The 14,613-nt window shown below is 64.8% G+C and carries 16 protein-coding genes; 10 read left to right on the top strand and 6 right to left on the bottom strand.

Going from position 1 to position 14,613, the window contains the following annotated elements:
* Positions 1-67: 67 nt before the first annotated feature.
* A complete protein-coding gene (gene lipL, locus AWC06_RS02445) occupies positions 68-1,357 on the bottom strand; it encodes an esterase/beta-lactamase LipL (RefSeq protein ID WP_085194042.1) in 1,290 nt (429 codons plus the stop codon).
* 56 nt (positions 1,358-1,413) lie between these two features.
* On the opposite strand from lipL (AWC06_RS02445), the gene AWC06_RS02440 reads away from it, so the two are divergent.
* Genes AWC06_RS02440 through AWC06_RS02430 form a run of 3 tightly spaced genes read left to right on the top strand, consistent with a single transcriptional unit; the run spans position 1,414 to position 3,599 of the window.
* Positions 1,414-2,046 carry a cutinase family protein gene (locus AWC06_RS02440; protein ID WP_085194041.1) on the top strand — a complete coding sequence of 211 codons (633 nt, stop codon included), beginning with the start codon at positions 1,414-1,416 and terminating at the stop codon, positions 2,044-2,046.
* Between the two features lie 31 nt (positions 2,047-2,077).
* Entirely contained in the window at positions 2,078-2,716 is a 639-nt protein-coding gene (locus AWC06_RS02435) for a M15 family metallopeptidase (RefSeq protein ID WP_085194039.1), read from the top strand.
* Positions 2,717-2,741: 25 nt separating this feature from the next.
* Positions 2,742-3,599, top strand: coding sequence for a phytanoyl-CoA dioxygenase family protein (locus tag AWC06_RS02430; RefSeq protein WP_139819877.1), 858 nt, complete (start codon positions 2,742-2,744; stop codon positions 3,597-3,599).
* An 11-nt stretch (positions 3,600-3,610) separates the two neighbouring features.
* Here the strand turns inward: AWC06_RS02430 and lipL (AWC06_RS02425) are convergent, their stop codons facing one another.
* Positions 3,611-4,909, bottom strand: a complete 1,299-nt coding sequence (gene lipL, locus AWC06_RS02425; RefSeq protein WP_085194037.1) for an esterase/beta-lactamase LipL — start codon at positions 4,907-4,909, stop codon at positions 3,611-3,613.
* Positions 4,910-5,045: 136 nt separating this feature from the next.
* Between lipL (AWC06_RS02425) and AWC06_RS02420 the strand changes: the two genes are divergently transcribed.
* Positions 5,046-5,300, top strand: coding sequence for an antitoxin (locus AWC06_RS02420; protein ID WP_085194035.1), 255 nt, complete (start codon positions 5,046-5,048; stop codon positions 5,298-5,300).
* Positions 5,297-5,734 (top strand): type II toxin-antitoxin system VapC family toxin, encoded by a 438-nt coding sequence (locus tag AWC06_RS02415; RefSeq protein WP_085194033.1) that lies wholly within the window; start codon positions 5,297-5,299, stop codon positions 5,732-5,734. The genes AWC06_RS02420 and AWC06_RS02415 overlap by 4 nt, the downstream gene beginning before the upstream one ends.
* 22 nt (positions 5,735-5,756) lie before the next feature.
* Here AWC06_RS02415 and AWC06_RS02410 read toward each other — a convergent pair whose 3' ends face one another.
* Positions 5,757-9,014 carry a helix-turn-helix transcriptional regulator gene (locus AWC06_RS02410; RefSeq protein WP_085194143.1) on the bottom strand — a complete coding sequence of 1,086 codons (3,258 nt, stop codon included), beginning with the start codon at positions 9,012-9,014 and terminating at the stop codon, positions 5,757-5,759.
* A gap of 120 nt (positions 9,015-9,134) precedes the next feature.
* The gene (gene ligD / locus AWC06_RS02405) at positions 9,135-10,166 is read right to left on the bottom strand and encodes a non-homologous end-joining DNA ligase (protein WP_085194031.1); all 1,032 of its coding nucleotides are present in this window, start codon (positions 10,164-10,166) and stop codon (positions 9,135-9,137) included.
* 37 nt (positions 10,167-10,203) lie between these two features.
* Here ligD and AWC06_RS02400 point away from each other — a divergent pair, with 37 nt between their 5' ends.
* Together AWC06_RS02400 and AWC06_RS02395 are read left to right on the top strand one after the other, a co-directional pair.
* Positions 10,204-11,268, top strand: a complete 1,065-nt coding sequence (locus AWC06_RS02400; RefSeq protein WP_085194029.1) for an ATP-dependent DNA ligase — start codon at positions 10,204-10,206, stop codon at positions 11,266-11,268.
* A 40-nt stretch (positions 11,269-11,308) separates the two neighbouring features.
* A complete protein-coding gene (locus AWC06_RS02395) occupies positions 11,309-11,674 on the top strand; it encodes a hypothetical protein (RefSeq protein WP_085194141.1) in 366 nt (121 codons plus the stop codon).
* Positions 11,675-11,752: 78 nt separating this feature from the next.
* Here the strand turns inward: AWC06_RS02395 and AWC06_RS02390 are convergent, their stop codons facing one another.
* Positions 11,753-12,664: a haloalkane dehalogenase gene (locus AWC06_RS02390; RefSeq protein WP_085194027.1), complete on the bottom strand. Its 912-nt coding sequence runs from the start codon at positions 12,662-12,664 to the stop codon at positions 11,753-11,755.
* 126 nt (positions 12,665-12,790) lie between these two features.
* Between AWC06_RS02390 and AWC06_RS02385 the strand changes: the two genes are divergently transcribed.
* The 3 genes from AWC06_RS02385 to AWC06_RS02375 are packed head-to-tail and all read left to right on the top strand — an operon-like array spanning position 12,791 to position 14,114.
* A complete protein-coding gene (locus AWC06_RS02385) occupies positions 12,791-13,201 on the top strand; it encodes a DUF302 domain-containing protein (RefSeq protein WP_085194025.1) in 411 nt (136 codons plus the stop codon).
* A complete protein-coding gene (locus AWC06_RS02380; protein ID WP_085194023.1) occupies positions 13,198-13,812 on the top strand; it encodes a mycothiol-dependent nitroreductase Rv2466c family protein in 615 nt (204 codons plus the stop codon). The genes AWC06_RS02385 and AWC06_RS02380 overlap by 4 nt, the downstream gene beginning before the upstream one ends.
* Before the next feature lie 29 nt (positions 13,813-13,841).
* On the top strand, positions 13,842-14,114 hold the full coding sequence (locus AWC06_RS02375; protein WP_085194021.1) for a metal-sensitive transcriptional regulator: 273 nt from the start codon (positions 13,842-13,844) through the stop codon (positions 14,112-14,114).
* A 10-nt stretch (positions 14,115-14,124) separates the two neighbouring features.
* On the opposite strand, the gene AWC06_RS02370 is transcribed toward AWC06_RS02375, so the two are convergent.
* On the bottom strand, positions 14,125-14,610 hold the full coding sequence (locus tag AWC06_RS02370; RefSeq protein ID WP_085194019.1) for an NUDIX hydrolase: 486 nt from the start codon (positions 14,608-14,610) through the stop codon (positions 14,125-14,127).
* Between the last annotated feature and the right edge of the window lie 3 nt (positions 14,611-14,613).

Here is a 14,613-nt window from a genome sequence, read left to right as displayed (position 1 = left end):
CTACAAGGCACAAAACATCAGCAGAAACGCGTAGAGCGGCAAGCCCCCACGCGGAGATTCCGAACAGCTACCGCCGACCCGAGACCACCTTGCCCGTGACCGGGCGTCGCTGTTTTCCATAGGTCGCGCCGAACTGCGGCACTTCGAGGGGACCGGCATGGCGGGCGGCATCGATCGCATTGCGCAGCGGACGAGCTAAGCCCGCGAACGACGCCATGTCGAACACCATCGGCGTCAGCAGCCGGTTGTGTACGAAGCCGAACGCGCTGGCGGTCTGGGGATCGGCCCATCCGAGGGTTCCGCCCAGACCCATGTGGCCGAACCCCCTGAGCAGGCCGGGAACCGGCGATTCGTGATAGCCGAGGTGAAACGGCATCGGCACCACGATGTTCAGGTCGGGCAGCACCCTCGGTCTGCCCGTCAAGCCCTCCACGAGCTCCGACGACAGGAACTGTGTTCCGTCGATCTGGCCGCCGTTGGCCAGCGCGGCGTACATTTTGGCCAGCCCACGACCGGTGACCACGCCGTTGGCGGCCGGGATCTCACCGTCCAGAAACGGAATGTCGCCCTGCACAAAGGATTTGATTCCAGGGAAGTACATTGCACCCAGTGCGCCTGAGAACGGTAGCCCAGCCACCCTCGGGGCGACGAAGTTGAACACCGGATTGGGTCGGTTGCTTTGCGGGGCAAGGATCTGCGCCACCTTGGTCGGCGCACCGGCAGGAGGCCGGCCCAGATGCAGTCCGTCCGTGTTGAGCGGCTGGGCCACCTCGGTGCGAATCAGCTCGCGCATGCCCATACCCGTCACCGACCGGGCCAGGCCCGACAGCAGCCAACCATAGGTCAGCGCGTGATAGGCGGGGGCGCCCCGCAGGTGGTCGACCGGTGCGGCGGCCAGCCGCTCCTCCATCAGGAGGTGATCCATCAACTCCGCCTTGCTGACGCCCTTGAGATGCGACAGTCCGGATCGATGCCGCAGCACGTCGTGGACGGTGATGTCGGCCTTGCCGTTGGCGCCGAATTCCGGCCAATACTCGGCGACGGGCGCCTCGTACGACAGCAGTCCCCGGTCGACAAGCCGGTGTATCACCGTCGATGCGACACCCTTGGTGGCGGAGAACACCATGGCACCCGTGTCGGGCGTCCACGGTGCCTCGCCGGCCCGGTCCGACCATCCAGTCCAGACATCGACGACGGGCCGGCCCTCGATGTACACCGACAGGGCTCCGCCACCGAACCGGCGCCCGGGAAACAGCCGGGCGAACAACCGGATCACGTTTGCGAAGCGCGGGTCGGCGGCGCCGCGGACGCCGCGTGGGAGACCGCTGTCGGCTCCGAGAAGTGCCTGTTGGGTCACTGAAAGGATGCTATTACCTATAGCGCGTTTTCCCACGTTAATGGCAATATCTAGAGATGAGTACGCGCAACATCGCTCGCATCCTCACAGGTGCGGTGGTGATGACGTGGACGCTGCTCGGCTCGCCCATAGCCATTCCCTCCGCTTCTGCTGCCTGTCCCGACGTGGAGGTGGTGTTCGCTCGTGGCACCAACGAGCCCCCCGGTGTGGGCGGGGTCGGCCAGGCATTCATCGATTCGCTCAGGTCGCAGGTTGGCGGGCGGTCCGTCGGGGTCTACCCGGTCAACTACCCGGCCACCGACGCTTTCGTCAGTAGCTCGATCGCCGGTGCCGGTGACGCGCGTGCTCATGTCCAATCCATGGCCGCGAACTGCCCCAACACCAGAATGGTGCTTGGTGGATATTCGCAGGGCGCGGGCGTGATCGATATGACCACCGACGACTTGCCGCCTCAGGTCGCCGATCACGTCGCAGCGGTCGCAGTCTTCGGCAACCCGGAGAGTTCATTCGCGAGGATGCTGGGAGGCGGCCGATTGCCCGCGATCAGTCCGCTGTATCGTGCCAAGACGATCGATATGTGCGTTCCCGGCGACCCGATTTGCTCCGAAGGCAGGAACGGGGCCGCGCACGTCGCATATGTTCCCGGGATGACCAACCAAGCCGCGGCATTCGCGGCGAGCCGACTCTAGTTATTTGCGCAGACTCACCGTCCTGCCGGCAATGGCCGGTGCCCTTCTCCTGGCGTGCTCCGCAACCCCTCCGCGTCCTGTGATCACACCGACGTCGCCATCCACGAGCACGCCAGCACCGACCGTTCACCCGATCACGGCCGCCGAACTCGGCGCCAGCTGGCGACCGGGCTGCCCGGTCGAGCCCGAGCAGCTACGGCGCGTCGACGTCAACCACATCGGTTTCGACGGCCAGACGCACCGGGGTGAGCTGATCGTGCACAAAGACGTGGCGGCACAGGTCATTACGATCTTCGAGCAGCTTTACCGGCTGCGCTATCCGATCAGCAAGATCCGGGCAGTCGATCACTATCCGGGCGCTGCTGACGAGTTATCGATGGAGGACAACAACACGTCGGCGTTCAACTGCCGAGATCTTCCGGGAACCAACCGACCGTCCCAACATTCCTACGGTCGGGCTATCGACCTCAACCCGCTCCTCAACCCCTCCATCGACAGCACGGGCGAATTCCAGCCGAAGAACGCCTCGGCATACCTGGACCGCGGCCGCACCGACCCCGGACTGCTGCACGACGGCGACGCCGCGGTACGCGTGTTCACGGATCGCGGCTGGGGTTGGGGTGGCTACTGGATGAATCCCATCGACTACCAGCACTTCGAGCTGTCCTGACCGCTGCTGCTGGCTTAGTGTGGTGATCATGGCCGACGACGAGTCAGTCACCACGCTGGAGGATCTGCGGACCGATCTGGCGCAGCGGTACAAGTGGACATCAAGCAGCGGCAGCTCGGTCGACCCAGCGATTGTCGACGCCGACTGGGCGGCCCTTGACCGCGAGGGCTACGTCATCTGGGAGAGCCTGCTAAGCGCCGAAGAGTGCCGGGAGATCAATGACGTGGTGCGGCCCTGGCTCGGGCATACCGGCCGTAACTCGTTCGAGGGCAAACGCACCCAGCGCATCTACAGCGTGCTGAGTCGGACACGGGTGTGCGACCGATTGGTTGATCATCCGCGGGTGCTGGCGGTGCTGGATCGGCTGCTGATGCCCAACTATCTGCTTTCGGCGTTGCAAGCCATCAATATTCAGCCGGGCGAGTCCGCGCAGCTGGCTCATCATGACGACGGGTTCTACCCGATTCCGCGGCCGCGGGCGCCGCTGGCGGCAGCGACGATCTGGGCGATCGACGACTTCACCGCAGACAACGGCGCCACGGTGCTCTACCCCGGCAGCCACCGCTGGGGCAAGCGTCGGCCGGGGCCAAATGATCCCTTGTTGCCCGTCGTGATGCCCGCCGGCTCGTGCGTGTTCTTCGTCGGAACTCTGTGGCATGGCGGCGGTGCGAACACGACTGCGCGCGACCGGCTTGCTGTCACCGCCCAATACTGCCAACCGTGGCTGCGGCCGATGGAGGCGTTCACGCTATCGATCTCCCGCGAGATCGCCCGGGAGGTCTCCGACGACATTCGCCGCATGCTCGGCTACAGCATCCATCCGCCGTTCGTTGGGGCGGTCGACGGCCTGCATCCTCTACGGTTGTTGGACGAACCGACTTAGGCGTGCGCCGGTCAACTCCGCTCTGCCGCTGTCGGTTTGGTGGTCGGCCCTGCTTGGCGGGCCGGTTCTGGGTAGGGCGCACCTAACTGCGGTACCGCCTGGAAGCCTCGCGTGTGTGCGGCCGCTATGGCGCGCCGCACGGGCAGAATCAGTGGCACAAAAAGGATCTGATCGATCACGATCGGTGTAACAAGCCGATTGTGCACGAAGGCAAACGAGCTGTTGGTGACGGGATCAGCCCACCCGATCGTCCCGCCCAGACCGGCGTGGCCGAATCCCCGCAACGCCCCGGGTATCGGTGATCCGTGGTAACCGAGGTGGAACGACATCGGGAACACCAGGTTCATGTCGGGCCGCAAACTCAGCTTGCCCAGAAGGCCGCCTGCCAATTCCGTTGACAGGAACTGCTTTCCGTCGATACGGCCATCGTTGGCGAGAGCACCGTACATCTTGGCCAGCCCGCGCGCGGTCACCACGGCATTGACCGACGGTATCTCACTGTCAAGAAATGGGATGTCGCCCTGCACGAGAGAGGTGATGCCCGGCACGTACATTGCACCCAATCCACCGGCCACCGGCAGCTCGGCGAACCTCGGCGCGAGGTGGTCGATCAACGGGTTGGCCCGTCTGCTTTGCGGATACATGATCTGCGCAACTTTGGTCGGTGCGTCCTTTGGCGGGCGCCCAAGATGCAGGCCGTCGGTGTTGAGCGGGTGCGCGACTTCGCTCCGGAACAATTCGCGCATGCCCATACCCGTTATCGCCCGAGCCAGACCCGAAGCGAGCCAGCCATATGTGAAGGCGTGGTAGGCCGCCCGCCCGGCCAGCCGATCGACGGGTGCAGCCGCAATCCGCTCTTCCATCAAACGGTGATCTAGCAGCTCGTCCTTGCTGACACCCTTCAGGTGCGACAATCCGGCTCGGTGCCGCAGCATGTCGCGGACGGTGATGGCGGCCTTGCCGTTAGCGCCGAACTCCGGCCAATACTGTGCGACCGGCGCGTCATAGGACAGCAGGCCGCGGTCGACGAGCCTATGCAGGACCGTTGCGGCGACCCCCTTGCTTGCGGAGAAGACCATCGCGCCGGTGTCGGCTGTCCACGGCTCTTCACCGTGGCGATCCGACCAGCCGGTCCAGACGTCGACGACAGGTTCACCGTCGACGTAGACCGAAAGGGCGCCTCCGCCGAAACGCGGACCAGGAAACAGGCCGGCGAAGGTACGAACGGCGCACTTGAACCGAGGGTCGGCGGCGCCCTGTACATGCGGCGGCAGGCCGGTGTCACTGTCCAGTACAGATGTCTCTGTCATGGCATCACCGCGGGCAGGCCACGTTGGTTCATGAGAATCATGTTATCAAGTACCGATAAGGGCGTTCTCTGCTCGTCGACAACGCCGTCATGTGCTGACAGCATCGCATCAGTCTGTTTGATGCTATGCTGTCAAAATGCGGACCACGGTGACGTTGGACGATGACACGCTCGTCGTCATCAGGCGGTTGATGCGCGAGCGACAGATATCGTTCAAGCAGGCGCTCAATGACGCCATCCGGCAAGGTGCGCAGCGCCGACCGGCTCCCGCGGTTTTCGAAACTCGTACAGCTGACTTGGGTGTGCCGTCGGTCAACCTGGACCGAGCCCTGCAGATCGCCGGCGAACTCGAAGACGAAGAGCTGATCCGCCGACAGCGCCGCCGCGCATGAGGATCGTCGACGCCAATGTCCTGCTCTACGCCGTCAACACCGCCGCAGACCACCACGAGACCTCGCGCCGCTGGCTTGACGGTGCGCTGTCCGGCGGCGACACCGTCGGCCTCGCCTGGGTGCCCCTGCTCGCATTTGTCCGATTGACGACTCGGCACGGATTGTTTCCGTCACCGCTGAGCAGCGACGCGGCGATGGCTCAAGTGCTCGACTGGTGTAACGCACCGGGCTCGGTCATCGTTACGCCGACCCCGCGCCACGGCGACTTGCTGTCCCGGCTGCTGTCTCAGGTCGGTGCCGGAGGAAATCTCGTCAACGACGCCCACCTGGCTGCTTTGGCGATTGAGCACCGCGCACGAATAGTCAGTTACGACAGCGATTTCGGACGATTCGACGGCCTGCGGTGGGAAACACCCGAGTCGCTATTGAACTGACAGCCTGCCCTCGTCGTAGCGTTTACGCCTGGCGGGCGGCCTCTTGGGCAAGCTGCACACGCGAGGTGAGGCCGAGTTTGGCGTAGACGTGGGTGAGGTGGGATTGCACAGTGCGCGGTGAGACGAAAAGCCGTGTGGCGATGTCGTTATTGCCGAGACCCTCGCTGACCAGCTTTACCACGTCGCGCTCGGTGGGAGTGAGAGATGCCCAGCCGCTCGCGGGCCGTTTGCGCTCGCCATGGCCGCGTTGCGCGTAGGCGATCGCCTCCTCGATAGAGAGGGCAGCGCCCTCGGTCCAGGCCGATTCAAAGCCTTTCTCACCCATGGCATTCCGTAGCGCCGCCACCGACGCCTCATAGCTGGCGTTCCAGACCTTATACCGCATCGTGCCCATACGTTGCCGGATCGCATGTGCGGCGCCCAAGAGTCGAGCGGCCTCGCGGTGACTCTCGACCTCGCCCGCGAGGACGGCGAGGCACTCAAGAATGTCGGGGATGAGCAGGTAGGCCTCGACATCAGCGGCGCACGCGAGTGCATCGTGGGCGTCACGCCAAGCGTGCTCAGAGTCCCCCTGGGCAATCGCGACGCGGGCGCGGGTGGTCAACGCGTGGGACAGGTAAGTGCCGCCCGTCGCGGTAGTGACGGCTTCATCGGCAGCCTGGCGGGCCTCGAGTAGGTCCCCACCCGCCAGCGCGGCCTCCGCCCTGAACCGATAACGGATGCCCGCCGTCTGGGCCAGGGCACTCAAGTGTGGCCAGACAGCGATCGCGTCCAGCGCCACCGCAATATCCCCAGCTGCCAACGCGGCTTCAGCCAACGCCCTGCAGGCGAGGCCCTTGTGTATATCGCCGCACTCGGAAGCCGCTTCACCAGCCGCATCGGCGACGGCGCGGGCCGCACCGGGGTCACCCTGGTACGCCAGTAGGCAGCCCTGCGTCCCCAGAGCACTCGCCTCGACGAGGACATCGTGAGCTGCCTTGGCTTCGCCCACCAGCTCGGTGAGCTGTGCGGAAGCGCCCGCAAGATCACCCTGCAACATCTGGGCGACTCCCAGGCACCAGCGGCACGCGCGCAAGTCGAACCGGTCACCAATCGCCTCGGCGAGCTCGCGTCCTTCTTCGGCGGCAGCGCGTGTCGCTATCGGGTTGCCCGTGGCGATCGCGGCCACGGCCTGCCAGGGGAGGACCTGGCTGAGTCTCCAGCGATCACCGGCTGCGCGAGCGAGATCGATCGCCTCGGCGAAGTATCGTCGCGCGACCTCAGGATCGTTGAAGGCGGCGATGTAGCCACAGGGGATCAATGCGCCGGTCAGCGCGGCCGGGTCACCGACCTCGCGAGCGATCGCCAGCGCTTGCTGAGCCTGGTCCGCGCTCTCGGGGGTGCCCATCCGGACGGCAAGCAGAGCTCTGTCGGCCAACGCGCGCGCCCGTATCGCGGCGGCCACCCCGGGGTGCTGCGCGTCGTCGTCGGCGAGGGCCGTGTCAAACCAGGTCAGCCCTTCCCGGTGGCGGCCTCGCGCGAGCCACAGCGGCTGCAGCGAGGACGCCAGTGCCAACGCCAACTCGGTGTCGGAGTTTTCTGTGCTCCACCCGAACGCGGCCCGCAGGTTGTCGATTTCGGTTTCAGCCTGCTCGAGACGCTGGTCGTAATCACGGCCTACGGGGTCGTCGAGTGGGGCGGCCAGCGCGGTGTAGTGGTCGCGGTGACGCGTCCGCGCGCTATTGGCTTCACCTGACTCGAGAAGCTTTTCCTGGGCGTATTGGCGCACCGTCTCCAGCAAGCGGTATCGCGTTGCGCCACTGGTGTGTTCGGCCACAACGAGGGACTTGTCCACCAACAGGGTGAGAAGGTCGAGCACCTGGAAACGCTCCACGTCGCCGTCGCCGGCGACTGCCTGGGCGGCCTCCAGGTCAAAGCCACCCATGAACGCAGCCAGCCGCCGAAACAACACCCGCTCGGGCTCGGTCAACAACGCGTGCGACCAGTCCACCGACGCGCGCAGGGTCTGCTGGCGGCGTACCGCCGTACGCGCACCCCCGGTCAACAAACGGAACCGGTCATGCAGGCTGCCGAGAATCTCGGCCAGCGACAACGCCCGCACCCGCGCAGCGGCCAACTCGATGGCCAACGGCATCCCATCCAGGCGCTGGCAAATCTCGGCCACCAGGGTCTCGTTGTTGTCGCTCAGGTTGAAGTCGGGCTGCGCCAACCGTGCCCGATCGGCGAACAACTCGATCGCTTCATCGGCCGTCGAGAGCGAGGGCACCCGCCACGTCGCCTCACCCGCTACCCCGATCGGCTCACGGCTGGTCGCCAGCAGCGTCAGTCCTGGCGCCGCGCCCAACAGGGAAGCGACCAGCTCGGCGCAGGCATCCAGCAGATGCTCGCAGTTGTCCAGCACCACCAGCATTTGGCGGTCAGCGATGAAACGGGTGAGCGTGTCTATCGTGGAGCGGCCTGGCTGATCGGGCAGCCCCAGTGCGCGAGCGACCACCACTGGCACCAGGCCGGGATCGGTGATCGCCGCCAGATCCACATACCACACACCATCGGCATATTCGGCCGCCAATTGGCTCGCGACTTCTACCGCAAGCCGCGTCTTGCCTACCCCACCGGCACCGGTCAATGTGACGATCCGGTTCTGCGCCAACAGCTTTCGTACCTCAGCCATCTGGGACCCGCGGCCCACAAAGCTGGTGAATTGCGATGGAAGATTGTGTGCCGCAACAGCTTTAGTCGTCCGCAAGGGTGGAAAGTCGTTGCGCAAATCGGGATGACACAACTGCACCACGCGCTCCGGACGGGCAACACCGCGAAGCTCGTATGTGCCCAAATCGGTCAGCCAAGCGTCAGCGGGCAGCGCGTCAACAACAAGATCCTCCGCCGTGCCCGACAGCACGGTCTGGCCACCATGGGCCAGATCGCGCAGCCGCGCAGTCCGATTGATCGTCGGGCCAATGTAATTACCCTCGTCGCGCAGCTGCACCTCACCCGTGTGCACACCGATCCGCAACCGGATAGGCGCTAAAGGCGCCAGCTGCAATTCCAGCGCGCTCGCCACCGCGTCGCTTGCACGCGCGAATGCCACGACAAAGCTGTCGCCCTCACCCTGCTCCACGGGCCGGACTCCGCCATGAGCGGCCAGCAGATCCGACAGTGCGTGATCCAATCGCGCGAACGCTGCCGTCATCTCTTCAGGCTGGGTCTCCCACAGCCGCGTCGAACCTTCAACATCGGCTAACAGCAACGTCACCGTGCCCGTTGGCAAAAGCCCGCTCACGCCAAGCTCGCTCCAGTCCACCAGCGGCGCGTCCACGCGTGGATCAATCTCACTCATGCTAGCCAGCATGCGGCCACCACGAGCCGCAAAACATCAGCGAAAACGCGTAGAGTCGCCTGCTTACGTAGCTGATTTCCGATCCGTATCCCGGCTCGGCTGCACCCGTTTGGGCTCGCCCGGCATTTTCGGGTAGTTCGGCGGGTAGGGCAGGTCCCCCAGCCCCCGCTCCTCGTCGGCGGCGACCATGTCGAGCAGCGGTTTGATCGACTGCTTCGTCGAATCGATGTCGGCCCACGGATCATCCCGGCCGGCAACGAAATCCGGCACCGTCGCGATCGTGTAGTCGTCGGGATCCGCGCCGCCAAGCTCGTCCCATGTCAGCGGTGTCGACACCGTCGCGATCGGCGTCTTACGCGCCGAGTACGCCGATGCGAAGGTGCGGTCGCGGGCATTCTGGTTGAAATCGACGAATATCCGCTTGCCGCGCTCCTCCTTCCACCATGACGTCGTCACCGCATCCGGGGCGCGGCGCTCGACTTCGCGGGCCAGCGCGATGCCCGCCCGCCGGACTGCGATGAAGTCCCAGGCCGTCTTGATGCGCAGGAATACATGCACGCCACGCCCGCCGGAGGTCTTCGGGTAACCGACCAGACCGAGCTCGTCGAGCAGTGGCTTGAGTACATCGACGGCGATCGCGCGGGCCTCTGCGAAACCGGTGCCCGGCTGCGGATCCAGGTCGACGCGCAGCTCGTCGGGGTGCTCGGTGTCCGGGCAGCGCACCTGCCAGGGATGCAGCGTGATCGTGCCCATTTGTGCCGCCCACACGATCGCCGACGGATGCGTGATTTTCAGCGCGTCTGCGGTGCGCCCCGACGGGAACGTGATCCGGCAGGTCTCCAGATAGTCCGGATGGTGCTGCGGAATCCGCTTCTGATAGATCTCCTCGCCGTCGATGCCGTCGGGGAAACGCTGCAGATGGGTCGGGCGGTTGCGCAGGGCGGTCAGCATCGGCCCGCCGGCCACCGCTTGGTAATACTCGACGAGCTTGCGTTTAGTGCCGGATGAACCGAGCTTCGGGTAGTACACCTTGTCCGGGTTGGTCAACCGGACCTTGACCCCGTCGACGTCGAGTTCTTCAGCTGCACCAGCCATATGTGGATTCCAGCATGCCGCACGTCAAAATGAACCAATGGACTTACCCGTGATGCCGCCGGTTTCGCCGATGCTGGCCAAAGCTGTTGCGGCGATCCCGGCCGAGGCCTCCTACGAGCCCAAGTGGGATGGATTCAGGTCGATATTTTTCCGCGACGGCGATGAGGTGGAGCTGGGGAGCCGCAATGAGCGGCCGATGACGCGGTATTTTCCCGAGCTGGTCGCAGCGGCCACGGCCGAGTTGCCAGAACGTTGCGTGATCGACGGCGAGATCATCATTCCCACAGAGCACGGCTCGGACTTCGAGGCGCTGCAACAGCGCATCCACCCGGCGGCCAGCCGCATCAAGATGCTCGCCGAGAAGACGCCGGCCGCGTTCATCGCGTTCGACTTGCTGGCCCTTGGCGATGACGATTACACCCGCCGACCGTTCACCGAGCGCCGCGCCGCGCTCGTCGACGCGTTGGCGGGTTCAGGTCCCTCGATCCACCTCACCCCGGCGACCACCGATGTGACGACCGCACAACGCTGGTTCGAGGAGTTCGAGGGAGCTGGCCTCGACGGGATCATCGCCAAGCCATTGACCATCACGTATCAACCGGATAAGCGGGTGATGTTCAAGATCAAGCACGAGCGAACCGCCGACTGCGTGGTCGCCGGCTACCGCGTGCACAAGTCCGGCGCCGACGCGATCGGCTCGCTGCTGCTCGGGCTGTACCAGGATGACGGGCAGCTCGCGTCGGTCGGCGTGATCGGCGCTTTCCCGATGACCGAACGGCGGCGGCTATTCGCCGAGCTGCAGCCGCTGGTCACCAGTTTCGAGGATCATCCCTGGAGCTGGGCCGCGCATGAGGCCGGGGAACGAACGCCGCGCAAGAACGAATTCTCTCGTTGGAACGCCGGCAAGGATCTCTCGTTCGTGCCGCTGCGACCCGAAAGAGTGGTCGAGGTGCGCTACGACCACATGGAGGGGCCGCGGTTCCGTCACACCGCGCAGTTCAATCGGTGGCGTCCCGATCGCGACCCGCGTTCGTGCACCTACGCGCAACTCGAACAACCCGTCACTTTCAGCCTCGGCGACATCGTTCCTGGCCTCGGATAGGACGCGTTTATCACGGCCCCGAAGGGGGCACGCGATGAAAATGTCAGTGACAGCATTCAAGGACCTGCCGTTGGCCGATCGCGGTCGCAAATGGGACGGCGCCGCCGCCGAGAAGCGCGTCCGCAAGTGGGCCGACGCCCAGGACAAACCGAATCAGAAGTACCGCGACGCTCACATCTGGTACGACAACGGCAACAAGGACAACTTCACCGCTTACAAGCTGCTGTTCGCCGACGTCATCGGCGGCAGGCTCAAGGCAGTGCCGCGCGGAGTGATGATCGCCGGCGCGATCATGAACGGCGCACGCGGCGGTATCGACTTGCCCAAGGCCGACGTTGGTCGGGTCAAGAGCCACCTCGCGAAGTACTACAAGAAGATGGACGAAATCGCGCCCTGGGAGCGCTAGCCTCGCGCGACTCCCGTCGAGCGGGCGCAGTTGTACGCGAAAACCGGCGTGTCGGCGTACAGACACGCCCGCTCGCGGTCAGGACGGACTGCGCAGGAAGTCGACGATGTAGCCGGCGAGTTCTTCGCCGGCGTCCTCCTGCAGGAAGTGCCCCGCATCGCGCACCACCGGGTGCTCGATACCCTGCGCGCCGCGCATCTGACGCTGAAAGATCGGCGCCATCCCGCCGGTTATGGGGTCGCCGTCGCTGAAGGCGACCAGCATGGGCGTCGGACTTTCACACAGCTTCGCCCATGCCGAGCGGTTGGCCGGTGCCGCGGGGTCGTCGGGCGACGTCGGTATCAGCGAAGGCATCGCCCGAGGGGCGACGCAGTAGGAGTCGTCGGGGAATGGTGCGTCGTAGCCAGAGCGCACCGCGTCGCTCATCGGTCGACGACACCCCGACTGCACGAATCGGCCCACATCGATTGAGGGTGCGCTCTGGATCGCCTTGCGGAACTGCCACCAGACCTCGGGCATCGGGATGTCGCCGGTGGGCAACCCGGTATTGGCGACGACGATCCGGCTGAACCGGTCGGGATGTTCGGCGGCCAGCCGCAGCCCGATCAGCCCGCCCCAGTCCTGCCCGACCAGGGTCACCCGGCGCAGGTCCAGCACGTCGAAGGCCAGCGCCCGCATCCACTCGACATGGCGGGCATAGGTGTGGTCTTCGAGTCGAGTCGGCTTGTCGGAGCGGCCGAAACCGACCAGGTCCGGGCACACGACTCGATGCCCGGCCGCGGCCAGCACCGGGATCATCTTGCGATACAAGAAGGACCACGACGGCTCGCCGTGCAGCATGAGCACCGGGTCGGCATCGTCGGGGCCATCTTGCACCCAGGCGACCCGCAACGTGCCGGCGTCGCCGTCTGAGACGTCGCAATACCTTGGGGTATAAGGGAATTCGGGTAGACCGGCAAATCGATCGTCGGGTGTTCGCAACGTCTTCATGGCGTGACCATACCGTCATGAACTCCAGCGGAGATCACCCGCTGGACAAGATACCCCCAGGGGTATATTCTGGCCTTCAGACCGATACCCCTACCGGTATTCAGCGGCGCAGGGGAAAGGAGCTTCATGTCCATTGCGATAAGCACGTCGACTTCCAACATTGCGTTCGACAAGGTCGTTGGCCGAACTCGAGACGTATTGAAAGATAACGGCTTCGGGATCCTTACCGAGATCGACGTCCAGGCGACTCTCAAAGAGAAGCTCGGAGAATCAATGGAGCGCTATCTCATCCTCGGTGCCTGTAACCCGCCGCTAGCCCACCGGGCCTTGTCGGCGGAGAAGCAAGTCGGACTGCTCCTGCCCTGCAACGTCGTGGTCCGAGAAGATACGCAAAATCCGAGCACCGTGCACATCGAGGCGATGGACCCGCAAGTGATGGTGCAGGTCGTCGATGATCCAGCGCTTTCGCCGGTCGCGCAGCAGGCAACAGAACAACTTCGCGCCGCAATCAACACTCTCGCAAAGGAATTGCAGTGAACACCATCGAACTCTATGTCGACCCCATATGCCCGTTCGCGTGGGCGACGTCGCGATGGTTGAAAGCTGCCGGGCAGACCGTCGACTGCCGCGTTGCCCTGCGGCAAATGAGCCTGGCAACACTCAACGAAGGGCGGGATGTCGACCCCGGACACCGGGCCAAGCTGAACTGGTCAAAGCGGCTGGGACGAGTATTCGCCGCGGCGACCGCGGATGGCGGACCCAACGCGTTCAGCGAACTCTACGAAGCGCTCGGTACCCGTATTCACAACCGGCATGAGAAGTTGTCCGACACCACGGTGAAGGAGGCACTGGCGACAACCAGTTGCAGCCCTGCACTCGCCGACGTGCTCGACGATCCGACATGGGAGGACGCCGTCCGCACGGCGCATCGATGCAGTCAAGAGGCATTGGGCGGAAGCGGAGGCAGCCCGATCATCGCGGTCAACGGCACGGCATTCTTCGGACCGGTGCTGACGTCGGTTCCCAATCCAGATGACGGCGCAGCATTGCTCGAAGCAATCATCGCCGCCGCAACCACGCCCGGATTCGCCGTACTGCAACGCCCCTACCAAGGGCCGCCGACTATTTCCCACGACGCGAACCGATAATCCTTCCGACAGAAAGATAGGAACGAACTATGGCGAACATCGATACCGAGGCGATGGATCTGGTACTGAAACGGCTACGTCGCGCACAAGGCCAGCTTTCCGGGGTCATCTCAATGATCGAGGCCGGCCGAGACTGCAAGGAGGTTGTCACCCAACTCGCCGCAGTGTCGCGTGCACTCGATCGCGCCGGCTTCAAGATTGTCGCCACCGGTATGCGCCACTGCATCGTCGGAAGCGACAGCGAGCTCGGCCCCACCCTCACCGAAGAGGAGCTCGAAAAGCTGTTCCTGGCTTTGGCGTAACGATCCGCCTTCAGGCACCCTCGCGAAGGTGCGCCAATGTCTGTTGCGCCATCAACCGGTCCAGGAACGGGCGCTGGCCTTTGAGGAGCTTGAGCCTGGCCTGTGCCACTGGAAACCAGCCGACCCGGTCGATTTCGGGAAACTCCTTGAACTTGCCGGAACCCCTTGGCCATTCCAGTTCGAAGGTGTTGCTGCGTGCATCGGTGATGTCGAGATCACCCCGGACAGCGAAGGCGGTGATGACCTTGCCGCTGGGCTGTTTCAGCGGCTCGAAGTCGATGCGCGGTCCGGCCGGCACCGGCAGCCCGAGCTCCTCGACGAATTCGCGTTGCGCGACAACCCAAGGGTCTTCGCCGTCGGTGTACTCCCCCTTGGGGATCGACCACGCGCCGTCGTCCTTGCGGGCCCAAAACGGCCCGCCGGGATGCCCGATCAGGACTTCGACGACGTCGTCGCGCACTCGATACAGCAGCAGCCCGGCACTCAGCTTGGGCATACC

This window comes from Mycobacterium fragae (assembly GCF_002102185.1).
Taxonomy (GTDB): Bacteria; Actinomycetota; Actinomycetes; order Mycobacteriales; family Mycobacteriaceae; genus Mycobacterium; species Mycobacterium fragae.
The sequence above is the reverse complement of the archived record's forward strand: the minus strand, read 5'-3'. Positions and strand labels throughout refer to the sequence as shown.